Raw genomic sequence first — 8,648 nt, 5'->3', positions numbered from 1 at the left:
AAGATCAAGGTAAAACGAAACGCCTCTCATCTCCGCCCTTTCGGACGGAGGTTTCTCGGCGCATGAGCTAATTCGAGAGAAAAGAGGTAGAGATCAGAACTCATGGAACGGAGTTTCTTAGTGATGATCCCATAAGTCACTAGGAAAATCCCCTTTCATCCTTACAAAATCTCTGTCCACTTAACGAATTCTCTATCTTTTAAAGAAAAAACTAAGGCCATCCGTTTAATTTCCAAATGAGCTTCAGATAAGCCGTAACTGCGTTCCTTCATTTGCATTTCCGCTTCCCGAAGCTTTTTCTCCGGACTCTCGCCATCTTTGACTAGCTTGAATTCAAAAACCCAATGACGGAAACCGGAACTCACCTCTAAATCACTCCGGCCCTTGTTATTATGGACTTCGGTTCTGGCTCTCAAACCTGCGCCTGCGCAATATATTTGTATGAAAGACTGAATACTGGACTCTTTAAATTCTTTGTAGGCCCGATAATCAATTCCTCTCAAGAAGTGATTAAGATTGTGATAGACCGACTCGGCATTCTCATTTGCCAAAAGATATGCAATGTTACCCGCACCTATTTGTTCTACAGTTCGGCCTCTTAACATTTGCTCTAGATAAAGCTGAGCCATTGCTGTTCTTACTTCAAGGTTCGGATAATCCACATACGCTGTCGTGCCCTGAATTCTTTTTATTGTCAAGTAACCGGCTTGCGTAAGAAGCCCTACATCTGACAAATTTTCAACATCAGAAGAACCACTCAATATGTTCAACGCTAGGGCCTTCTCTTTTCCATAGTACATCGGATCCCGTAACGTATGAGATTGTAAGTATTTGGCTAAAACACTAGGTTTTCCACCGCTTTCAAACCAATAATCCTTCAATCCTCTCTCTGGTGAGGAGAAAAAATGTAATAAAGACCAGGGAGCAAAGACCTTTTGTTTTGCGTTTTCTTCGAAACAAAAGCCGTCATAATGAGCAGTTAGCTGGTTCAGAAGTTTCCCCCGCTCCACTTTCAGAGTCTCTGAAGCACACGACAAATACTTGGAAAAATACTCCTCTACTTCTTTATGCGTATATCCTAATAGGGAGCCGTATTCTGTCGAAAGCGAAATATCCGTTAAATTATTTAATGCTGAAAAAATATTTGTCTTGTTAAATTTCGTTATCCCAGTAATAAATAAAAAACGTAATGCTGTATCGTTAGATTTAAGGATCGAGTAAAACTTTGAAAGGTAATTCCTAACTTGTAAAAACAATTTAGGGTCATCTAGACACTCAGTTAACGGTGTATCGTATTCATCGATCAACAACACCAACGACGAAGCTGGCAATCCGTCTAAAAAAGCTTCCAGCTGATTGGTAAAAAAATTGGACCCATTTTTCTTAAACCCTATCTTTTGAAATTGCGTATCCAAATAATCATCAAAATATTCTTGGAATTCTTTGAAAGTTCCTTCTGGCTTTACTCTGGCAAAATCCAGCCTCACCACTCGATAGTTCTTTTCGTCCTTCCAAAGCTTTTCAATTTCCAGACCCTTAAAGTCTCTCAAACCGTGTTTAAACAAAGACTCAAAGGCGGAAATTAACAATGATTTTCCAAACCTTCTTGGACGAGCTAAGAAATACTTTCCTCTATTGGAGGCCAAACGGTAGATATAACTTGTTTTATCTACATAGATTTCATCCGACTCTCGAAGAGCTTCAAAGGAAGATGTGCCTAAAGGCAATCGTTTCAATAATTCCGTATTCATAAGAGTCCTTTCACTTTATTCTCATCATTATAAAAGTGCCTGCCTTTCCAAAGCATCTGTGATAACTTCCCAAGGTTTGTGAACTAAAGGTCTTAGTTTCCCAGAAAGATCATCAATTCTTCGTAACTTTTTCCGCTCTTCTTTAGCGCATTCATCACGGTGGCGGTAAACACTGTTTCTCTTTCTTTCTGAAGTGCGAACAGTTCATTAATTAGAAGGTTTTTCTTTCGTTCGATAGATTCAATACGGTCCAAGACTTTTTGAATTTTTCAGTTAGCTTTATTTATAGATATAGCTCTCATCTTCCTGCTCCGTCTCTTGCATGTCGTGCCCTTTCAGAATGTAACAAGGAATCATACTAACAGGGAGTTCCGGCTACACCGCTAAGCAACTGCTAAGTGTTGAATATGAGCAGGTAAAAAAAACATGCGCAATGCAGATATGCCGGTTTTTAAATTTTTGTCGGAGTACCCGGACTATCCTGAAATCGATAAGATTAAAGAAGCTAAAAAATTTCAAGATTTTGATGATTTGATTTCTCCAACTTTAAAAAAACAACGGGCCAAAGGGCTAGGTCCTAAGAACATTGAGGAACTTTATTCGATCTCAAGGTTCAAAGACAACATCTATCAGTCCTGGGCCCTTTTGCCGGAGGAGCAGTTAGACCTCCAAGAGCTGGGAAAGTTCCTTTTTGTTAAGTTTAGAGAGCAACCGGATCTGCTAACTAGCAGTGCTCGAGAACGTTCGGATATCAATAGACTGATCTGGATTTACGACTGGCTTAAATACGGCAAAAATACACCCATCACTAAAGAAAAATAGCGATGGGTCACGAAAAGATAGGGGCTCGAGAGACTGGCAATAATTGCGATTCTCAAGGCCCGCATGATCAATGGGTAGAAAGTACTGAAACAGGAAATTCTCACCCGATGCCTGAAGTGTAATACGAATTCTTTTGGCTACTCTTAAGGAACGGTATCAAATGTAACCGGCTAGCACTAGTTTAGGTCCAGTGTCTTTAGTAAAAAATGATGAAATATAAGGAGATCGTTTCCGATTAGAAACTTCTATAAAAGGATTTTCCTTACTCTAGTATCAGCAAAAATTTCTCTTCTTTGTGTCGTAGAAACAACAACGCTTTCCTGGCTGGGCGTACCAACCCTGCCAACTGAAGATAATCAAATTTTTATGAAAGCAAGAACTATTTGCTCATGGCCTGGCTGCGGCCAGTTAGTTTTTCTTCCGGATAGATACTGCGACCAACACAAAGAACTCCGTCAAAAGCAACTGAAAGAGAGAAAGAAGTCTAACGATAAACGGAGAGGCTCTTCCGCTTCTCGCGGTTACGATTATCAAGGAGTAAGTTCCGAAAAACTTGTCTGAGGAATCATCCGGTATGTGCTCATTGTGGCCGTCTTGCCACTGAGGTTGACCATGTCATTCCGTTCAAGGGGGATAAGGCTAGAATCTTTGACCTAGATAATTTGCAGCCTCTCTGCCATGAGAGGCACAGCAAAACCCGAGTTTGGTACTTTTCGTGCATAAAAAGTCTCTCTAATCCTTGAACTCCAATGGATAGAGAGATTTTATAAATTATTTCCTTGTGTACATGCTAAAGTTGCTGCCGTACCAACTCCGAAATTGCCTCCTCTGCAGAAGAGAATCTCACACCGAGACAGCGGCCCATTTCGCTGAGAGTCGTTAGCCTTCCCGGAGTCGTAAGCCCTACGCTCTTAAAGATTTTTTCAAGCTCGCTTGGCTGACCCAATTCTTTCTGTACTACTTTTTTGAGTTCTTCATTGCTTAGTCTCTCACGGCCTTTCCGGTAATTCTTCGGACGTGAGCACTGTAAGAACATTAGATCCTCTCCGTTTTTTAGCGGTACGGTTGTTGCCGAATTCAAAGCTCGGATAATTTGATTAACGGTTAATGGCGTTTTCTCTTTCTTCAGCTTCCATTGAAGCAGCTTCAGAATTCCTAAAGCCAGAACACATACCAGAACATGACCTTTTATGTGATTAGAGTTTCTGACATACATCGGACGCAAGCCCAGATTTGACTTCATTATCCGGAAACAGCTTTCAATCTGAGTGAGCTCGTGATACGCAAAGGCCAGATGACTTTGTGGGACCGTATCTTGTCCTTGACAGTCCGGAGCGTTTTTGTAGACAAGGGCAGCATAGCCGGCAAGACGCTGTTTAGCGGCAAATACCTCTTCATCAATTCCCAAGATTTCGGCTTCCACATTTTCACAAGTCTTAGCTATCGAGGCCCAGCCAGTTTTCTTCGGTTTGACCTTTACGCCCTGGGATTGCTTTTTCAGCACCAGCTGTTTCCAGACTTCCAGGACTGCCAAATCCCGTTTCTGCCTTTTCTTGTCAAAGGTCAGCACTAAGGTGCAGCTGACGTCATCCTCTCTTTTTGCTGCCTTTTTAACCCAATTATCAATTACTTTGTAGCGTCCGACTTCTTCTCCATCGCTTGTGATTGGTGTATATCCTTGAGGATCGAACATGGCTGCGGTGGTAGCTTGGTCTAAGTTCGATACTTTCTGAGCCATTAGAAAGCCGAGGTTATCCTCTAAAAGCATCTTCAAGTTAGAGGCGGAATTCAATCCTCTGTCGGCCACGACAATGCTTTCTTTGACATCGTATTTTTTCTTCAAGCTTCCGATGGATGTACTCATCGTCTTAAATTCCGAGGCGTTGCCGGCATACACATAGAAATCAATTGGAATGCCCTCTTCATTAATGACCAAAGCAATCGAAGCCAGAGGCAAGTCAAAGCGATGTTCTTTAGAAGGCCCGCGCATTCTCAGGTATTCAAGCTTTTTATCTTCGATTTTTTCTATAAATGCCTGACTTTTATCACAAGGCACAAGAGCTCCCTCTTCATTGAAGAAGCTGCCATCAAGTTCGCCGTTTGCCCGGGCTTGCTCGACTTCTTCCTGTAGTCTTTCTTCGAAGTCCTTCTGACGTCTGCCACATTCCATGTCAGTTAAGGCCGTTTCGAAATAAACGTTAGTAACGTCGTAATAAATCAGGGTCGCCTTTGTCTTTCCAAGCTGTTTGTTTACCGAGCGGCCGAAGAACCGCATGATGGAGTCTTTATGCTCAAATAAATAATCGTAGGAGTCGTAGAAACTGTCGAGTGCTATGTTTTGGACGGGTGCTCCCAAGAAGCCGTCCTGGTCCCCGAAAGAGTAAAAAATGGAATGAGGATCGAGGATCTTTAAAAAACATAAGTAGGAAACCACCGCATTCAAATCAAAGCGGGCGTTTGTTTGGCGGGTTTTAATATCGTGGAATTTTCGGTCCAAATGCAAATAATCGTCCCAAATCTTCTTTAGAGCATAGTGACCATATTGCAAAAGCGGCAGAGGCGATGTGTTTGCCGACTCATTGTCGAATTCAAGAATGCTCTTAGCTTGCGCGATACGGTTTTCTGACTGCAGATGCTTTTTCTCTTCAAACTTTTCCCGATACTTCTGCTTTAAGTTTTCGAGGTAATTCGGTTCCTTCTGTTCGAGAAGATCTAATCGACCGAGGTTCTGGACTACTTTGTGTTTGACTTTCCCATTGTCGTGCCGGTAAGACTCCATGAGTCTGACGTACGCGTATTCACCCTCCCCATATTTTAGTGGATTTATTTTTTTTTGGGGAAAATAAAATCTTGCAAGGCAATTTGGCCCAAAACCAATAACACAATTGAAGCAAACAACAAATGTAAACCGCCTACCTGCAATTGAGAAACAGGCTCATCAAGAACAAGAATACCCAGCAAAGCTGCTCCTACAGGTTCAGCAAGTCCTAACGTTGAGCCAATTACGCTTCCTGTGTACTTTAATCCGGTCATGAAAAGGCTGAACGCTAATCCAACTGAAATTATTCCTATACCTAGAACTACAAGAAAACCTTCTTTAGAAAAGACCCATCCAAACGGATAAATAAATAAGACTGGCAACATAACTAACGAAGAAATCCCCATAACAATCATCATGGTTGTTTCTGCAGGTAAATATTCCAGCACCTTAGGTGTGAAGACTAACAGCACTCCGTAAACAAAGCCAGCAGCAATGGGAAGCACAGAATATATAAGTGAAGTTCCACTTGTAAAAGACTCGGCATTCATATGGACGATACCGGCGATGGCCAAAAAGGTTGCTATATACCATCGAATGGGAGGATCATTTCCATACAAAATCTTTTCTATAGTGGCTGTCCACAATGGAGTCACTCCGATAGCTACTACTGCAGTAGTAGAGACTCCCACGGCTTTGACGGAAAAGAAAAATAAAGGAGAGTAACTGACAATGCAAAGAACACAAAGAAGGATATATTTCCATGGAAGAGTTTTCCAATTTTGAGGCAATTTTCCGGTAAAAAAGCACCAGAGAAAGAGACACAGACATCCTACAGACAGTCTCGCCTCACTGATAATCCAAGGAGATGCTTCTTCAGGAGCAATGGACTGAAATACTCCCGTAGTACTAAAACAAAAAGCTCCGAGAACCAAAAGAATTGCTGCTTTAAACCTGCTCATTTGAAGCCTCCTTTTTTGCCTCAAGCTTCGATGATTGTCAAACAAGTTTCCCGGTATATTGCAAAATTTACATTAATACTATGAAAGGATCTGCACCTTCTGCCCCAAAGGATACATCGTCACAGGACCCGGGAGTTATTTCTAACTCATTCTAAAAAGTCTCTGCGTCAAGGATATTCTCTTAAGCTCAAAATATGCCAATTACTTAAAGAAAAGCAGACAGAGAAACTATTTCAAGGACGGACAAGCCGTCTCCATTTTGGCTTGTTTCGAATGAGAATCTCAAAATACTTCTTTTACAGGCAAGAGGCTAACCGGCGCGAATACGTGAGCGAATATATGCCCGCAAAACCAATGCGTCCGTTAATTTTATTTCTAAAGTAACGAACGCATTTTTGCTCAATTAGGAAGCACCAGTTTATTTAGCCGCTTCTTGACCAGCTATCCTCCCGTATACCAGTGCATCGGGAACGGCATTTCCACCTACGCGGTTAGCTCCGTGAATTCCTCCCGTTACCTCACCTGCGGCATAAAGACCAGGTATGACTTTACCGTGAACATCCAGCACCTGCGCCTTCGGATTAATTAAAACGCCGCCCATGGTGTGATGCACTGACGGGGCCATGATAGTTGCGTAATAAGGAGCATGCCCATCAAGGCGAACTTCCGGATCGCAGCTCGGTCTACCAAAAGGATCTCCTTTCAAAGTCTTGCAGAACTCATTCCATTCTTTGACAGTTTGCTTGAGGTTTTCAGCATTGATACCGGCTTTTTGAGCTAATTCATCCCAAGTCTGACCAACAAAAGCCTTCTTTTGTTTAACAAGATCTTCTAGCTTAACTCCGTATTTATTACGGCCGTTCTTATCAATTTGGCTAGCTTCGCTTGTTCCGATAATGAAGAACTGTTTGTCTCGCTGTTTTAAAGCGGCTTTTGAAATAGTATCTCTTCGGCCGGTTTCATTAACGAATCTCTTACCGTCTTTATTTACAAACACGCTGGTGCTGATATTAACTTTACTGTTCGAAGAACCTGTATAGGCATCAGTAGTAGGAAGCAACTGAATATTTCCCATTTGGACAAGTTTTGCTCCGGCTTTTTCGGCCATCACTATTCCGTCGCCTTGGATAGAAGGAACATTAGTTGTATTTACATTGTCACCTAACTTCTTATCCCAGATGGTATCGTAATGAACTCGCATCTTCACATTGGCGCCAAAGCCTCCGGAAGCCAAAATAACGCCTTTGGTAGCAGTCAAGATATACTTTTGTCCGTTTGAATTCAGACATTCCACACCGACCACTCTGCCATCCTTAATAATAAGGTCCTGTGCCTTTGTGTTTAGAAGGATCTTAACCGGAAGCTTTCTTTTTTCGATTTCGTTTAAGAAGGTGTCAATAAAACCAACACCAGAAGCATAGTTAGCAGAGCGATTTGCTCTCGGCCACAAAGAACCCATCACTTGTTCTGAGTTTTTACGCCAAACGAAGCCCATTTTCTCTAAGTCTTTTTCCAGAACAGGGGCCTGCTTGGTTAAGTTATATACGAGTTCGAGATCGCCCTGATAATCGCCTCCCTTCCATGTCTGCAAAGCATGGAACTCAGGAGAATCAAATAGTTTTTTGCCATTGTTGGCGTCATAGTCCCGCAACTGTGCTTTGACGGTATCAATCAACTGTGCATGCAGAGCGTTCTTAGGCTTTTCGCTGAGTATTGTTTCAACGATCTTTCTCCGAGGAGCCGTCATCTCGAATTTAGCGCTTCTTTGAAGATCGGCTGCATTGAAATTACCGCCGGCTACAGATGTATTGCCACCGGCATAATGGGATTTTTCAACAACTATGACTGAAGCTCCTTTTTCGGCAGCCGAGACAGCAGCCGATAACCCGGCTCCACCAGCACCCACAATAACTACTTGAGCCGTTTCTTTCACAGTACCGTTCAATTTCGGAGGCAACGGAACCTTTTTATTGAAATCCGCAGGATTAAGGTCTGCTTTTACCAAGGCTTTTTTAACTGCGTTTTTAATAGCAAAGCTCGTCAACGTCGCCCCGCTGATGTTGTTCACATTCAACGATTGATTCTTGACAATTTCTTTGGGAATAGAATCCTTCGGAAGATCTGCGACCGGATGAGTTTCACTCCAGTCAAGAACTTTCACATCGGCAATCTTATTATCCTTAACGGTGACTTCTACATTTACTTCACCATTTCTTCCCATCTCAGAGGCAACAAAAGTTCCGTCTTTGGCTAATGCGGATTCAGCGGAGAAAAAGCAAAGAGGAATGGAACTAAGAAGGCAGATAGATGTTAACTTTTTGGTCATAGACTTCTCCTTGAAATGCGGGGCGCCCC

The 8,648-nt window shown here is 42.3% G+C and carries 6 protein-coding genes; 2 read left to right on the top strand and 4 right to left on the bottom strand.

Annotated elements, in window-relative coordinates; all coding sequences use genetic code 11:
* Positions 1 to 161: 161 nt before the first annotated feature.
* Positions 162 to 1,751: an AAA family ATPase gene (locus RDK53_RS03550; protein WP_308513325.1), complete on the bottom strand. Its 1,590-nt coding sequence runs from the start codon at positions 1,749 to 1,751 to the stop codon at positions 162 to 164.
* Between the two features lie 426 nt (positions 1,752 to 2,177).
* Between RDK53_RS03550 and RDK53_RS03545 the strand changes: the two genes are divergently transcribed.
* Positions 2,178 to 2,573: a hypothetical protein gene (locus RDK53_RS03545; RefSeq protein ID WP_308513324.1), complete on the top strand. Its 396-nt coding sequence runs from the start codon at positions 2,178 to 2,180 to the stop codon at positions 2,571 to 2,573.
* Positions 2,574 to 3,130: 557 nt separating this feature from the next.
* A complete protein-coding gene (locus RDK53_RS12250; RefSeq protein ID WP_374041558.1) occupies positions 3,131 to 3,316 on the top strand; it encodes an HNH endonuclease in 186 nt (61 codons plus the stop codon).
* A 47-nt stretch (positions 3,317 to 3,363) separates the two neighbouring features.
* Here RDK53_RS12250 and RDK53_RS03540 read toward each other — a convergent pair whose 3' ends face one another.
* From RDK53_RS03540 to RDK53_RS03530, 3 genes are all read right to left on the bottom strand, one after another.
* The gene (locus RDK53_RS03540) at positions 3,364 to 5,352 is read right to left on the bottom strand and encodes an IS1634 family transposase (protein ID WP_308513323.1); all 1,989 of its coding nucleotides are present in this window, start codon (positions 5,350 to 5,352) and stop codon (positions 3,364 to 3,366) included.
* A 44-nt stretch (positions 5,353 to 5,396) separates the two neighbouring features.
* Positions 5,397 to 6,293: an EamA family transporter gene (locus tag RDK53_RS03535; protein WP_308513322.1), complete on the bottom strand. Its 897-nt coding sequence runs from the start codon at positions 6,291 to 6,293 to the stop codon at positions 5,397 to 5,399.
* A gap of 418 nt (positions 6,294 to 6,711) precedes the next feature.
* Positions 6,712 to 8,619: a flavocytochrome c gene (locus RDK53_RS03530; protein WP_308513321.1), complete on the bottom strand. Its 1,908-nt coding sequence runs from the start codon at positions 8,617 to 8,619 to the stop codon at positions 6,712 to 6,714.
* Positions 8,620 to 8,648 lie beyond the last annotated feature (29 nt).

The organism is uncultured Turicimonas sp. (assembly GCF_902477955.1).
Taxonomy (GTDB): domain Bacteria; phylum Pseudomonadota; class Gammaproteobacteria; order Burkholderiales; family Burkholderiaceae_F; genus Turicimonas.
This window is presented reverse-complemented; position numbering and strand designations above follow the sequence as displayed.

Coding starts and splice junctions, on each gene's coding strand:
- RDK53_RS03530 (WP_308513321.1), bottom strand. CDS start 8,619: ATGACCAAAAAGTTAACATCTATCTGCCTTCTTAGTTCCATTCCTCTT.
- RDK53_RS03545 (WP_308513324.1), top strand. CDS start 2,178: ATGCGCAATGCAGATATGCCGGTTTTTAAATTTTTGTCGGAGTACCCG.
- RDK53_RS03535 (WP_308513322.1), bottom strand. CDS start 6,293: ATGAGCAGGTTTAAAGCAGCAATTCTTTTGGTTCTCGGAGCTTTTTGT.
- RDK53_RS03550 (WP_308513325.1), bottom strand. CDS start 1,751: ATGAATACGGAATTATTGAAACGATTGCCTTTAGGCACATCTTCCTTT.
- RDK53_RS03540 (WP_308513323.1), bottom strand. CDS start 5,352: ATGGAGTCTTACCGGCACGACAATGGGAAAGTCAAACACAAAGTAGTC.